Annotated in this window: 3 protein-coding genes; all 3 read left to right on the forward strand. The window is 63.3% G+C overall.

Annotation, left to right across the window (positions count from 1 at the left end; translation table 11 throughout):
- Positions 1 to 110: 110 nt before the first annotated feature.
- The 3 genes from ACE3OV_RS06840 (at position 111) to ACE3OV_RS06850 (ending at position 16294) form a co-directional block, all read left to right on the forward strand.
- Positions 111 to 12611, forward strand: coding sequence for a tandem-95 repeat protein (locus ACE3OV_RS06840; RefSeq protein ID WP_374326246.1), 12501 nt, complete (start codon positions 111 to 113; stop codon positions 12609 to 12611).
- A 167-nt stretch (positions 12612 to 12778) separates the two neighbouring features.
- Entirely contained in the window at positions 12779 to 14449 is a 1671-nt protein-coding gene (locus ACE3OV_RS06845; protein WP_374326247.1) for a TolC family protein, read from the forward strand.
- A 39-nt stretch (positions 14450 to 14488) separates the two neighbouring features.
- Positions 14489 to 16294, forward strand: coding sequence for an efflux RND transporter periplasmic adaptor subunit (locus ACE3OV_RS06850; RefSeq protein ID WP_374326248.1), 1806 nt, complete (start codon positions 14489 to 14491; stop codon positions 16292 to 16294).

Consider the following 16294-nt stretch of genomic DNA (forward strand, 5'->3'; position numbering starts at 1 on the left):
CCAGCGATCAAGGCTGGACGCTGACGGCTACGAGTAGCAGCGGTGATCGCGCCGACTCGCTGATCCGTCAGGGTACTAAACTCTACGACCAGATCACCGGCCTGCCCTGGGTGCCGACCGGCTACACCCTGACCGCGCCCGACGGCACGCGCTACCACCTCGACACCGACGGCCGCATCAGCAGCGTTGAGTTTGCCGACGGCGCGCAATGGATCGTCTCCGACGCCGCCATCGTCGCCGTCACCGGCAAGGCCAGCGAACGCGTGGACTTCATCCGCGACGCGCAGGGCCGCATCACGCGCGTCAGCGGTCCGGGGGCCAGCATCGCCTACAGGTATGACGAGAGCAACCGCCTGGTCCAGTCCCGCCGGCTCGACGCCGCCGACATGGGCACGCCCTACGCCTATGACCGCAATGGCCAGTTGCTTGGCGATACGATCAGCGCCAATCTCGGCGCCGCCGTCAATTGGGCCAGCGCCAACGCGTGGCAGGGCAGCCTCACCGCCGGCCAGACCACCAGCATCGCCTTCGCCGTGCGCGAATCCGAACTCGCTTCCAGCATCAAGACCTCCGGCGCCCAAGGCGCCGTCATCGTCGCCCTGAGCATCGAAGGGGCGGGCACGGTCGAAGTAACCGGCAGTACGGTGGTCGGCGACACATTGGTGAATGGCAAGCGCACCTTGCTGTTGCGCGTCACCGAAGCCGGCGTCAAGCTGATCCGCCTGACCGGCACGGGCAATGCCAGCGTGGCCGTCACTCTGGCCGGCGACATGGATCGCGACGGCAGGATCGACGGCAACGACAGCCAGGCCTGGGAAGCCGCCTTCGCCAACGGCGCCGACATCGGCGACCTTAACGGCGACGGCCAGGTGAATGCCGGCGATCGCCAGATTCTCTATGCCAACTACGGCTGGCGCGCCAACACCGCGCCGGTGACGGGTACGACTACCGAGATCAAGACCCACGCCGACCTGTCGGTACAGGCCGCGCTCGACGCCATCGCCCACGACTTTGAAGGCGACCAGATCTTCTGGCGCGTGCTCGGCACCACGCACGGCACGGCGGCCTTCACCACCGACGGCGCCCACCTGATCTTCACGCCCGAAGCCGGTTACACCGGCCAGGCCACGATCACCGTCCAGGCCGACGACGGCTTCGCCACCGGTGCGCCCATCGACCTCAGCGTCGACGTCAGCAGCGCCAAACTGCTGGCCATCCATCTCGCGCCGCTGACCGACTTGCGCGTCGGCGAAGCGGCCCAGGTCAAAGCCACGGCCGACTTCGAAGACGAGCTGGGCGTCGATGTCTCCAGCAACGGCGCCTACCTCACCGTGGAGAGCCAGAGTCTGATCGGCCTCGGCGCGCTCGGCGCCAGCCCCCTCGCCGTCGACGACAACCGCGACCTCGTCCGCGCCACCTCGACCGGCCCCGTGCTGATCCTCGTCAAGCGCATCGACAGCGACGGCCGCACCGTGCAAGCCGTGGCCACCCTGAATACCCAGGCCGCGCCGGTGGCGGTGGCGGCCGACGGCAGCGATAGCGATAGCGATAGCGATAGCGAATACGGCAGCCCCGACCCGGTCCTGGCCGCGCTCGACATCTACCCCGGCACGCTCACCCTCGTCCCCGGCGGCACGCGGCAGATCAAGGTCATTAACGACGTCGGCACCGCCGTCCCCGTCGCCAGCCTGTACCCGACCACCGTGCGCTATATCGTCAGCGACGCCAGCATCGCCACCGTCAGCGACACCGGCCTCATTACCGCGCTGACCGAAGGCAGCGTCACCGTCTCCGTGATCCACCTCGCCAGCACGGTCGACGAGTTCGGCAAGGTCATCGAACAAGTCGTCGGCCAGACCGACGTCGCCCTCAGCGTGCAAGTCGCGCAACTCGTCGACAACGACGCCGCCACCCCGGCCCCGCAAGCCGTCGTCGTCAGCGCCGACCACGGCGGCGCCGTCTCCGCAGCGACCGGCGAAACCGTCCTGATCGGCGCCGGCGCCCTGGCGCAAGACACCAGCGTCGCCATCGAACGCAAGGATATTGCCGACATTCAAGCCGCCTACGGCATGCCCGCGCCAGCGAGCGAAATCTTTAGCGCCCTGGGCGGCTTCCATCTCTCGCTGGGCGGCGCCAGCGCCAACGTCCCCCTGCAAGTGGCCATTCCGGTTCAAGGCAACGCCGGCTTCACGGCTGGCGACGAGGTGTTCTTCTTCCGCAAAGGCAAGGTGCTCACGCCCACCGGCGAGCAGGACACCTGGTGGCTGGTGGATAACGGTTTCATAAGCGTGGACGCCAATGGCGTGGTGGCGGCACGTACCGCCAGTTCTCCCTACGAAGGCATGAAGGAAGAGGGAGACTATATGGTGTGCAGACACATTCCAGGCGTCATCGGCTATGGCGATGTGGGCACCGTGACGGCTCCTGTCGGTGTTGGCAGCGCGGCCCTGGCCTGCGCCACGTTCGGGTTTACCGGCGCCAGCGTCAGTCTGGCCGGCGCGATGACCGATCTCGCCATCCTCGGCATCCTGATGAGCATGTCGAGCAACATCAGCGTCCTCCAATACCACTTTGGCGTCCCGCACTTTGCCAACGCCACCCCGCAACGCGCGGCGGACAACAGCCTCGTCCTCGACATCCCCCAGGCCATCGGACCAACTAAAACGATTTGGGGCAATGTCAGCCTGCCCAACCTCAGCGGCGCCACGGTGGCGGACGACGGCACCGTGACCTTCAACATGGAAGCGATCGCACCAGACGGATTCAAGGGTGAAACAAAACTACGAGCGCTTCTGGTCAGTGGCGACCCCCTTGACATAAAAGTCGCCAGCGGCGATTCCGTCACCATCAGCGCCGAAGACATCAAGAATGCCGTCAAAGGCAAAGACATCGCCCCGTTTGCGGTGGGCAGTGTGAAATGGCAGCTCGTGCGCATCATCACCGAGAAGGAACTCAGCAACGGCGAGACCAAGAGCGGCGCAAGCCATCCCTTTTGGGGCAACACCCTGAGCGTCAAACCCCAGCCCAACATGGCCGCCGTGCTCACCCGTAGCGGCGTTTCTTTCTACCGCGAACAGAAGGAGATCGGCTCGACCCTGCTCGATGTCATCGGTCAGCCCAACAGCTTCGATGGTTACCTCACCGGAAAAAAGGTGCAACCGGTCGCCTACTCGGGGGATCTCACCCGCGTCTATGTTGCCGGCAACGGCAAGATCTACGTCATCGACACCATCACCTACCAACTTATCGAAACCGTCCAAATCCCCGCCGGACAGAACATCTCAAGCCTGGCCGCCAGCGGCAACCTGCTGATCGCCGGCGAGGGCGTGAGCTACGGCCAAGCCGGCAACTACCGGCTACTGATGATCGACATGACGCCCGGCCTGAAAGCCGAAGAGCGCGTGCACACCATCCAAGGCACCGGCATCGAGGCCATGCCGCAAGGGGTTTCCGGCATGGCCATCGCGGACGATGGGCACACCCTGGTCGTGGCCGCGCCGCGCCTACAGATCCAGACCGGCGAGTTGCCCAGGCCCGGCAATACGGGCAACCTCTACGTCATCGATCTTGCCAAGTTGGATAGAAAGACCGGCAAGATGAAGGAGGGGGGCGCGCCCATTAAGGTCAAGATTCCCGACGAATACACCGGACGTACGCCGCAAGTCGTGACCCCGGTCAAGGGCGACCCCAACCGTTTCCTGGTTGGCAACATCTCCGACTACGACCGTGGTCTGGGCGTCCTGACCATCGAGCGCGACGGCACAGGCAAAGTCACCGCGGCCAAGATTGCCTCAACCAGCATGGGCCAGGAAAAAAAGCAGGTCGTGGTAGACCGGCTCGACATCCAGCGCGCGCAAAGCGCCGTGTTGATCAACTATCAGGGCGTCGAATACGCCATCGTCGGCGACGACAACTACTACTGGATCGACCAGTACTGGAAATCCATGTACGAGGCGCCGAGCTTCATGTTCCTGCCCGGCAGCGGCGGTTTCGTCGCCTACGGTGGCTCGGCCAGTGCCCAGAAGGTGGCGCTGGGCGGCAAGCTCGGCATCGTCAAGGATCCCTTCGGCAAACAGGGCACCCCGCAGTATCTGGGCGCCACCGTGCCCTTGGACGGCTATGGCGTGCGCGACCTTGCGCTCTCGGCGGACGGTAAAGTCCTGCTCGGGCAATTCATCAGCTACGGCAGCTCCAAACTCGACGCAACCGGCACCCTGCCGCACCGGAATGTGGCCTGGAACGTTACCGCCCTCATTCAGGCCGCCGTCGATCAAACCGCCAAACTAACCGAAAAAGAGATTCTCAAGAAGCACATCACCATCCCGGCAAGCGCCCTCATCAACCTGGGCAGTTCGGGCGCCAACTGGAGCCAGACCGGCTGGCCGATCGGCACCGCCTTCAGCGGCGATGCCGGCCCACTGGAGTACACCGGCAACATGGGCGACGTCATCACGGTCGACGTCAAGAAGATCGTTGCCTGCCAAATCCTCAAATATCCTCCGATGGGTAGCAGCGCCTGGAACGCGCTCGACAAGGCCGTGCAAAAGCAATATGAAGCCGAAATCGAAAAGAAAGTCGCCGAAATCGGCCATGTCACCGTCGACGCCGCCGACTGGAAACGGCTGACCGACACCAACCCGGAAAACAACAGGACGGGCATGCAGGTCGTCACCACCGGCGACAAAGCCAGCATCACGGGCGGAAGCGAAGACATCGCCAACCTGATGTCGAAGGACGGCAAGGCCTATAGCGGCGGTTCCGGCATCTTCTACCTTGTGCCCAATCTGACCTCCGCGGATATGGACACTCTGCGTCGGGGCAACCGGATCGCCACCGACAAGAAGGCGAGCTTCACCGTCAGCTACACGTACAACGGCGAAAGCTACAGCGCGCAACTCAACGTCTCCGCCACCGACTTCAAGGAAACCCAGGGACGGGTCTTCTTCGGGGATAGGCCGACGGACGATCCGGGGTACTCAACGTTTACGCTGAATGGCGAGGTAAGCACCTGCGCGGGAAACATCAGCGTACTCGACGTGTTTCGAGTTGAGCAGCGGTTGAAGTATTTGGGGTATCCGGCGTTCTGGAGTCGGCTGAGTACTCAGGCGGGCGATCAAAACACGCCCAAGACTCCGGTCGAGTTTGTAGTCGACGGTGTGTTTGGCGTAAATGAAGAACTTGCCCTGCGTGGTTTCTATGCCGCAACGCATTACACCAATCCCACCGGGCCGAAAGGCGACACCTCAAGCGGCAAGAAGGGCATGCAAACGACAACGAACAACTACCCGGCCGCGCGTGTCACCGCCAACGATGCCAACAGCAACCTAGCCTGGCTCAACGCCTATAACGCGCCGCATTGGGTGAATGCATATAGGGTCCTAGGGATATCCGAGCGCAAGAGTGTTGGGAGCACAGACTTCCAAGATGGCACCGATATCACGATGGAAGTCTACGCCACAAGTTGGACTGCCGATTTGCTCTTGGCGGCAAAGCTCTACCGGAAGGATCAAGTAGTTGCGGATAAGGATGGAAACGCGTTGGGCACGCTGAATCCGCAAACTGGTACCGGACAGAAGCAAATTCGGATTAATGGATTGGGAGCATCGACAGAGTTACAGGGAGAGACTCACGCGAAAGGCGCGCACAGTGTAGGCATGGGGATCGACTACGGATTTACAGATATCTATATTGCAAGAAACAATCAAGGTGCTCAATCCAGTGAACCCAGTACGGTCGCCAAGCCTACCGACATCAAGGGAACTGGCTGGAGCATGAATAACGCCTATGCCTGGGCCAACCAGCTTCCCAAGAGCGTTGGCAACGACCAAGCCGGTGCTTTGCGCAGTTTCCTATCGTTCTACGCGTTGACGATCAACGACGGCATCCCCAACAACGGCACCTGGGAGGACTTGAAGATCGTCAACGACGCGGCCGGAAGCAACGTGGTGCGCAAGTCGCTATTTGGTAGCGGCACACAAAATGCAACCCAGATGTTCCAAAACATCTGGATAGGAGACCCGGCTGCCAATACATACAAGCGTATCCGGTACATTCTTGGGCAACTTGGCATGAAAGATAGGCAGGACAACAACGCCCTCAGTCATGGCTTGACCTACGATACCCAGGCGACCCACAAGAATCACTTCCATGTGGATGTGCGCCCTCCAGCGCTTGAGCCGATTAAGCCAACGCAGCAACTTGTAGTGCAGAATTCGCCTGCGGCGGATGAAGCCTTGCCCGAGCAAGCGTTGTTGTCAGATACCATTGCCGAGTGGCGTCAGGCGTTTGGATTCGAAGAGGAGATGGTGATGTTCGTTCCCGATATACCAGTAGTTCCCGAGCAATACCAGACGATTCTGGTGGCTGAGGCCAGTACGGCGGCTACCGTGGCTGTAAGCAAGATACTTACGGTGGGAGTGTGTTTCCCGGTACAAAATACGGTGGATGTACCTGTGGGACCGGATTATGGCCACGGCCTTAATCCGGCGGGCGGGGCATTGAGCGCCCTAGATAAATTTGATGGGAGCTTTAGGCGTTTGCCGATTGATCAACAGCAAGCGGCATTTGATACTTGGGGGGAAGCCGCCAAGATTACATTGCTTGAGCCTCCGCATCGGGGGCAAATTTCTCGGACCGTTGAGGCTTTCCCGACGCCGTCCAACGATAGTTACTTCTATAGCCCACTGAAGCGGGGCGATATGAGTAAAGACAGCGCTGTTTTCCTGGTAGAGATGGGGGGGTATACCGTCAAACTGATCTATACCTTCTATCTCACGGAGAATGGTGGTGGCCCTGAAACTGACAAGCTGTACTGCGGCAAACGTGGCACGCTCTACCGCATTGTTGACGAGGCCAAGAAGCGCTCCGCACTTGATCCGGCGATATTTGCCGAGAGCATCGGGCTTGGCTCAGGAAATGCGTTGCCCGGCCTCGTGATCCAAACCGCCGACCTCGCTGGCTCGACCCTCGCCCAAACCACCGGCACCTCCATCACCCTCGACCCCACCGCCGCCGGCTACAGCTGGTTCATCGACTACACGCCCTACCTCAACAACGAATACCTCCCCACCAGCAACCCCAACCTCTGGGTTGCCAAGGAAGGCAGCGAAGCCGCCGGCAAGATGGACATGCTCTCTGTCCTCCTGCACGAATACGGCCACGCCCTTGGTTTGGAACACAGCGCCGACAGCAACGACTACATGGCCGCCACCCTGCAACCCGGCGTCCGGCGCATGCCTTCCAGCGACGAACTCGCCCTCATGGCCAAACTCGTCGCCGAAGCCAAGGGCAGCTACGACACACCGCTACCCACCGACCCCATCACCCCCGACCAACCCGGCGCCCCGCTGCCCAGCCGCAGCAACGTTAGAACCACCCGCGCCCGCATCAGCCGCTACGGCACCACCATCCTCAACGCCGACGGCAGCGAAAGTCAGTCTTCGCAGGACGCCACTCAGTTTGCCATCGTGGCCAACCCGACTTTGACCGACGCCAAGCTCCAAAACGGCACTGGGTGGGAATCGACCGGTAAGGTCGCCATCGGCAACGGTGCTGCTACGCTCTCCGAAACCACGTCCAGCCAGACCCGCCTGAACCAGGCCTTCGTGGTCGGTCCGACGGACAAGTATTTGAGCTTCACGCTGGCCAACATCGGCCTGGACGATGTCGACAATGCTCCGGACGACGCCTTCGAGGCGGCGCTGATCGATGCCAACAGCGGTGCTTCGCTGCTTGGTACGACCGGGCTGACGCGCAACGATGCCTTCCTCAACTTGCAAGCCGATGGTAGCGAGCACATTGGCCAGACGGTGACCAGCAAACGCAATGCCGACGGCAGCCGCACCTATGTGGTCGATCTGTCGGGCATTGCCGAGGGCACGGCGGTCAATCTGTCTTTCGATCTGATCGGCTTTGGCGCGGCTGGCAGCCATGTCACGGTGCGCAACATTCGCCTGGGCGCGGAGGCAGCGAGCGAAATGCCGCAGTTGCTGGATGACAGCGCCAGCACGGCCGAGGATCAGGCAGTCGACATCCGTGTTCTGGACAACGACATCAACGCCCAACTGGCGGGTTTCGCGCCCGCCGTGCTCACCGGCCCGAGCCACGGCACGCTGACGCTGAACACCGACGGCAGCTTCCGTTACGTGCCGCAGGCCGACTGGAGCGGCAGCGACAGCTTCAGCTATCAGTTGAGCGATGGATCGGTGGTCTCGAACGCGGCCACGGTCAACATCACCGTCACGCCGGTAAACGACGCCCCGGTGGCCGCCGACCTCAAGCTCACCACAACGGAAGACACATCGCTGACCATCGACCTGCTGAGCGGCGCTCATGACATCGACAGCACGGCCCTGACCGCCGAAGTGGTCGCCGGCCCCGCCCATGGCCAGTTGCAGCAAGGCACCGACGGCCAGTGGCGCTACACGCCGGACGCCGACTGGTTCGGCACTGACAGCTTCACCTACCGGATCGGCGATGGCGACTTGTTCTCCAACGTTGCCACGGTGACGCTGACCGTGACGGCGGTGAACGACGCGCCTGTGGTGCCGCCGCTCAAGGCCGAGACGGATGAAGACCAGCCGCTGGCGCTGGATCTGCTGGCGGGGGTGGTCGATGTCGATGGCGACCTCTTGAGCGTCACCATCAAGCAAGGCCCGCTGCACGGCCAACTGATCGCAGGCACGAACGGTCAATACACCTACACGCCCGACGCCAACTGGAACGGCAGCGAGCGCATCGATTACGAAGTCAGCGACGGCACCGTCTCGGTTTCGGCCAGCGTGCTCATCACCGTCAAGCCGGTGAACGACGCGCCGGTGGCAGCCGATCAGGCGGTGGCGATGGACGAAGACGGTCAGGCGCAGATCGATGTGCTGACCGGTGCGCAGGATGTCGATGGCGACACGCTCAGCGTTCGTCTGGTCGCTGGTCCCACGCATGGTCGTGTCGAACTGGGCGCGGACGGCAGCTTCGTCTATCACCCTGCCGCCGACTATCACGGCGACGACAGCTTCACCTATGCGCTGAACGACGGCCAGGCCGACTCGAACATCGCCACGGTGCGCATCAGCATCGCGGCGGTGAACGACGCCCCGGCCGTAGCGCCGCGCACCCTCACGCTCGACGAAGACAGCCAGTTGGTGATCGATCTGCTGGCCGACGCGACGGATGTCGATGGCGATGTCCTGAGCGCCAGCATCACCGCGATGCCCAAGCATGGCAGCCTGACGCAGAACGCCGACGGCACCTGGACCTATGTGCCGGCCGCCGACTGGAACGGCACCGACGCCATCGAGTACGAAGTGAGCGACGGCCAGGTTAGCACGTCCGCGCGCCTGGAGCTGAAGGTCAAGCCGGTCAATGACGCGCCGGTCATCACGCCGATTGCCACGACGCTGCTGGAAGACGGCAGCGTGGTCATCGATCTGCTCGGCGCCGCCAGCGATGTCGATGGCGACGCGCTGACCGTGACCGCCGGCACGCCCGGCCACGGCAGCCTAGTGCAAAACGCTGACGGCACCTGGACCTATCGTCCGGCCGCCGACTATGCCGGCGACGACAGCTTCGACTGGCGCGTCAGCGACGGCACGGCCAGCACCCAGGGCGTGGTGCGCCTGACCATCACCGCGGTCAATGACGCGCCGGTGGCGGCCGACGACAGTTTCACGGTTGATGAAGACCGCAGCATCACACTCGCCGTAATGAGCAACGACCATGACGCTGAAAACGATACGCTGACCCTGCGCCTGCTGAGCCAGCCGGCACACGGCACGCTGGTGCAGAACGCAGACGGCAGCTTCGTCTATACGCCGGCTGCCAACTGGAGCGGCGAAGACAGCTTCACCTACGTGGTGAACGACGGTCAGGCCGACTCGAACGTCGCCACCGCCCGGCTGATCGTCAATGCCGTCGCCGATGCGCCGACCCTGGTGCTGACCGGCAATGGCGGCGAGACGCGCGAGCTGTTCCGCACCGGCTGGGAAAGCGCGGCCAATGCAAGCAGCGACTCGACGCTGGTCAAGCAAAGCGTGTTCGAGGGCTGGACCCTGCTCACCACACCGGACGCCAAGTCGGGCGGCGCCAACGGCTTTGAAATCTGGAGCACCGGCGACAAGATGGCCAACGCCTCCGGCCGCCTGACCACCGTCAGCGCCGGCACCGACAACGGCAAGAACTGGCTGGAACTCAACAACGCCACCGGCAGCATGGCCCAGACGCTGGGCATAGCACGCAGCGTCGACACCGTGGCCGGCGCCACCTACACGCTGAGCCTCGATCTGGCCGGCCGCCTCGGCTACAGCGCGGACTACACCCGGATCGGCATCTACGTCGATGGCGTCAAGGTCGGCAGCGACCAGAGCACCAGCGGCGCCAGCGCGCTCAACTGGCAGACGAGAAGCTTCCAGTTCGTCGGCAAGGGCGGCGCGCAGACGATACGCATCGTCTCGGAAGCGACCAGGTTCGATGCCAACGGACGCGGCATGATGATCGACGACATCGCCCTGAGCGTGGTCCAGCCGGCCAACACCGGCCTGGAAGACACGCCCATCCGGCTGTCGGCGATCAGTGCCGCGCTGACCGATACCGATGGTTCGGAAACCCTGGCCATCACCGTCGAAGCCTTGCCGGTGGGTGCCACGCTCAGCGACGGCACGCGCAGCTTCACCGCCACGGCCGGCAACACCACGGCCAACGTCAGCGGCTGGGATTTGGGCAAGCTGACGCTGTTGCCGCCGCAGGACTACCACGGCAGCTTCACGCTCACCGTAGCGGCCACCGCGACCGAGCAAGCCAATCAGGCTCAGGCCAGAACCGAAGCCGCACTCCCGGTGACGGTACTGCCGGTCAATGACATGCCGACGGCCAAGGACGAAACCGCCAGCCTCGACGAAGACGGCAGCGTGATCCTGAGGCCGCTGGCCAATGGCGCCGATGTCGACGGCGATGCGCTGACGCTGCGCATCGTCAGCCAGCCGGCCCACGGCACCTTGACGAAGAACGCCGACGGCAGCTACACCTACACGCCGGTGGCCAACTGGAGCGGCGAAGACAGCTTCACCTACGTGGTGAACGACGGCAAGCAGGACTCGAACGTCGCCACCATGCGGCTGATCGTCAATGCCGTGGCCGACGTCCCGGTACTGACGCTCATCGACAAGGGCGGCGCCAGTTGGGAACTGTTCCGCACCGGCTGGGAAAGCGCGGCCAATGCCAGCAGCGACTCGACCCTGGTCAAGCAGACCACGCTGGAAGGCTGGACCCTGGTGACCACGCCCGACGCCAAATCGGGCGGCGCCAACGGCTTTGAAATCTGGAGCAGCGGCGACAAGATGTCCAACGCCTCCGGCCGCCTGACTACCGTCAGCGCCGGAACCGGCAACGGCAAGAACTGGCTGGAACTCAACAACGCCACCGGCAGCATGGCGCAGACGCTGGGCATAGCACGCAGCGTGGATACCGTGGCCGGTGCCACCTACACGCTGAGCCTGGATCTGGCCGGTCGCCTCGGCTACACGGCGGACTACACCCGGATCGGCATCTACGTCGATGGCGTCAAGATCGGCAGCGACCAGAGCACCAGCGGCGCCAGCGCGCTCAACTGGCAGACCAAGAGCTTCCAGTTCGTCGGCAAGGGCGGCGCGCAGACCATACGCATCGTCTCCGAAGCCACCAAGTTCGACGCCAACGGCCGCGGCATGATGCTCGACGACATCGCGCTGAGCGAATCGCTGCCGGCCAACACCGGCTTCAAGAACACGGCCATCCCCTTGTCGACCATCGCCGCCGCGCTTACCGACAAGGACGGTTCCGAGACGCTGAAAGTCAGCATCGAGGATATCCCCGTCGGTGCCGTGCTCAGCGACGGCACGCGCAGCTTCACCGCCACGGCCGGCAACACCACCGCCGACGTCAGCGGCTGGGATCTGGGCAAGCTGAGCCTCCAGCCGGCGCCCGACTACAGCGGCAGCTTCACGCTCAAGGTGGTGGCGACCTCGACCGAGCAGGCCAACCAGTCGCAAGCGAGCAGCGAAGCCCGCATCGACGTCACGGTGCTGGCGGCCAACGGCGGACCGCAAGTGAAGGGCGCCGCCTATCAGGTCGAAGCCGGCAAGAGCGTGACTATCGACTTTGCCAGCCTGGCCACGGATGCCGACGGTGATGCGCTGACCCTGGCGCTGGGCGAAGCGGCCCACGGCAAGCTGACGCGCAATGCCGACGGCAGCTATCGCTATACCCCGGCGCCCGGCTTCAAGGGGAGCGACAGTTTCGTCTATTCGGTCAGCGACGGTATCCGTACTGCCAGCGCGACGATCACGCTGAGCATTACGGGCCAGGGACGACGTGGGCATGACCATGATCTGGGTTGCTTGGGCGGGGGAAGTGAGGGTCGTACATCGCACCTGCTGCTCCAGTCGCAGCTCTCTTGTCCTGCGCCCGCTTGCCTCTCGCCGGCCCCGGTTTCGTCGGTGATTTCGGTGGACTGGAACGCAGCCGTGCCCAGCCTCGGTCAGGCGCAGGATCCGGCCTGGCTGAGCGACTATTTCCTTGACCGATGCAACGAGGACAAGCGCAGCCTGGCGGAAATCACCGGCTTGCGGATCAAGCGCTGACGCGAAAAGGTTTGGCTTGCAGCAGCGGCATCTTCAGGCAATACGGGAGGCGCACACACCGAGTTTCGGGGTGTGCGCTTCTATCTTGCCTGTCGCTTGGCCTCAATGCTGACTGATGTATGCTCTTGGGGTATAGTGCGGGGCGAGTTTCAATTCTGTGGTTTGGGTTGCCGAAGAGCCCCGGAAAAAAATTTCTTACTGATGTCATGCCTGGTTTGGCCCGGCCTTGTTCTTCGCGGAAGCATCCCTTGTTTCAATCTTCCTTCCCTCGCTTGAGCGCTGCTGGCTTCGACTGGCGTTTCCCTGTGTTGGCGCTGCTTCTGGCCTTGGCCGGGGCGGCGCAGGCGCAGTCGCTTTCGGTTTTGCTCGAACGCGCCCGCACCGGGGAGCCAGGCTACCTGGGCGCGAAGACCAATGTGCAGGCCGCCCAGGCGCGCAGCAAGCAGGTGTTTGGCGCGATGTTGCCGCAAGTCAGTGCGACGGCCAGTTACAACGACAACGACCGCAAGTACAAAACGCGCGGCTCCAGCGTTCCTGAGGCGCGCGACAAGTACGACAGCAATTCGGCCCAGATCAGCCTGACCCAGCCGCTGCTGCGCTACGCCAATATCGTCAGCCGGCGCCAGGCGCAGGCGGTGGTCGGGCAGGCCGAGCATCAGTTGGCCTGGGCCGAGCAGGAACTGCTCGCCAAACTGGTCAGCGCCTGGTTTGACTTGCTGGCATCGCGCGATGCCGTCGCTTTTACCGAGCGTCAGGCGGAAGCGCTGCAGCGGCAGTGGGACATCGTCAGTCGCGGAGAGGAACTGGGTATTTACAGCCTGCCGCAGGTCGATGAAGCGCGGAGCAAGCTGGATCAGGCCTTGGCGGATGCTGTGGTGGCAGAAACCGAGGTGCAGTTGAAGCGCGCGGTGCTTGAGCAACTGGTGGGCAGCTTGCCGGAGAACGAATGGCCTTACCTGTATGCTGACGCAGAGCTGGCTTCGCCTACCAGCGATTCACTGGCCAATTGGCTGGCCGTCGTCGATGCCGGCAACCCTAACATCCTGGCGGCAGCCCAGGCTTTCGAAGCGGCGTCGGCCGAGGTGAGCAAGCAGCGCGCCGGGCATTTTCCTACCCTCGACCTGGTGGCCAGTTACGGCAAGAACGCCCAGACAGTAGGCGGTTTTCCCGGGCAGGCTGGTTACGGTATCGTGCAAGGAACGGTCGGCCTGCAGTTGAATGTTCCCTTGTTTTCCGGTTGGACACAGTCGGCCAAGGTGGATGAGGCGCAGGCGCTGAAGGAAAAGGCCAGGCTGGATCTTGAGCTGGCCCGGCGGACGGCAATCCTGAATGCCAAACAGGCCTGGTTTGGCTGGCATGGCGCATTTGCCCGAACGCGTGCCGGCAAGCAGGCGGTCAAGTCGGGGCGCTCGGCACTGGCGCAGGCCAAGGCCGGTGTCGCAAACGGCTTGAAGACGGAATTCGATGTCCTGCAGGCCGAGCAGCAGTTGCTGGCCGGTCAGCGCGATTTTCGCAAGGGGCGCTACGATCAGGTGGTGGCCTTCGTTCGTCTGCTGGCGGTCAGTGGCAGGCTGACGGACGGCGATGTGGTGGCGCTCGATAGCCTGCTCGTCAACTCGCCGGCGCTCGCCGAGACTGAGGCCACGGCAAGCGTCGCCAGGGAAACCGTGGCTGTCCCGGCTGACAAGGCGGAACAGGCGGTGCAGCAGGATCATCCGGAATTCAGCTTCAGCTTCAGCTACAGTTGCTCTGCCCTTTGCCATGTTCCGGGCACTGGATTTTGGCAACAGGATCCCTGCTTTTTCGCCTTGCCGCTTGTTTCAACGGCAGGTTTCTAAGGTGATCAAGGTGTCCGGACGATGACGGCAAAGGAAACCATGCCCCCCGAGTTTCTGGCTTGGGAGGCTTTTGTTTCGGCGCAGACTGCGGAAGGGCGCGGCCATGCCTGGCTGGCCCTGGTCTGCGGCAAGGTTCAGGGCGCCCGGGCGGCGGCGGTATTGATCGAAAACCCGCTCGACCACACTTATGTGCCGATGGCAGTCTGGCCCAAGGCCAGCCCGGATCTCGGCCGACTGAGTGCGGTTGTCGAGGCGACGCTGCGCGAGCGGCGTGGCATCGTCAAGCCGGTGGCCGAGTCGCCGGGAACGACGCAAATTACTTATCCGCTGATGGTCAATGACGACGTGGCGGGCGTCGTCGCGCTCGAAGCGGATTGCCCGGAAAACGCAGTCGGCGGCGTTCTGCGCGAAATTCACTGGGGCAGTGCCTGGCTGACCAATCTGCTGGCCGGTCGAGCCTTGTCCGATGCCCTTGCGGCTCGCGAGCGCGTCGGTTCGGTGCTGGAGACGACGGCGCTGGCCCTGCGCCACGGCAAATCGCGCCAGGCCTTGTTCGAGGTGGCCAATACGCTGCGCCAGCGTTTCGCCTGTAGTCGCGTCGCCATCGGCCTTGTTTCGGCAGCCACGGTCAAGCTGCTGACGCTGTCCGAGGCGGCGGTTTTCGAGAAGCACGCTTTCCTGGTCAAGGCCTATGAAGAGGCCATGGAAGAAGCTTACGACGAGGGTGGCGCGGTTCGTTCAACGGCTGCGGCGACTGCGGAAGCGCGAACCTGGCCGCAACACGAAGCCTTGCGCGCTGTCTCCGGGGCCGGCGCGGTGCTTTCCTTCCCCCTGAAGATGGGGGCGCAGGCGATTGGCGTGCTGACCCTGGAGCGTGAAGCGACACCGTTTTCCGACGACGATCTGCTTTGGCTGGAAGCTTTCGCTGCCCTTGTGGCGCCGATCATCGAGCAGCGCCAAGCGGCCGAGCGCGGCGCGTTTCGTCGTCTCGGACGCGATCTTCGCCAGGTGCTGGAAAAGATATTCGGGCCGCGCCACCTGACGTGGAAGGCGGGGGCGGCGAGCGTGCTGCTGCTTTGCGCCATTCTGGTCCTGGTGCCGATCAGTTATCGGGTGTCGGCGAGGACGGTGATCGAGGGCGAAATCCAGCGCGTCGTGGCGGCGCCTTTCGAGGGGTTCGTGGCTGCCGCCTACGTGCGGGCCGGGGATACGGTCAAGGCCGGACAAACCCTGGCGCAGCTCGATGACCGCGAATTGCGCATCGAGGAGGCCAAATGGTCGAGCGAACGTGACCAGTACGACAATCGTTTGCGCGAGGCGATGGCCAACCACGATCTCACTGCAATGCAGGTGCTCGATGCCCAACTGCGCCAATCGTCGGCGCAACTCGCCCTGGTGAGCGACAAAATCTCCCATGCCAGCTTACGCGCCCCCTTCGACGGGATAGTGGTGGCTGGCGATCTCAGTCAGCAGATCGGCGCGCCGGTCGAAACCGGCAAGAAGTTGTTTGAGGTTGCGCCGCTGCAAAGCTACCGCATCATCCTGCAAGTTGATGAGCGCGAGATTCGCCACATCCGCATGGGGCAGGCGGGGCGTCTGCTGATGACCGGCATTGCCGGCGAGTCGATGAATTTCCGGGTGGCGAAGGTGACGCCGGTGGCGACGGCTCAGGAAGGCAAAAATTTCTTCCGGGTCGAGGCTGCATTGGCCGAGGCATCGCCCCGTCTGCGGCCAGGCATGGAAGGGGTCGGCAAGATCGAAGTCGGTGATCGTTCGTTGTGGTGGGCCTTGACCCACAGTTTTACCGACTGGCTGACGCTCACATTGTGGGGCTGGCTGCCATGA

Origin of the sequence: Azonexus sp., assembly GCF_041909095.1 — a bacterium.
Taxonomy (GTDB): Bacteria; Pseudomonadota; Gammaproteobacteria; order Burkholderiales; family Rhodocyclaceae; genus Azonexus.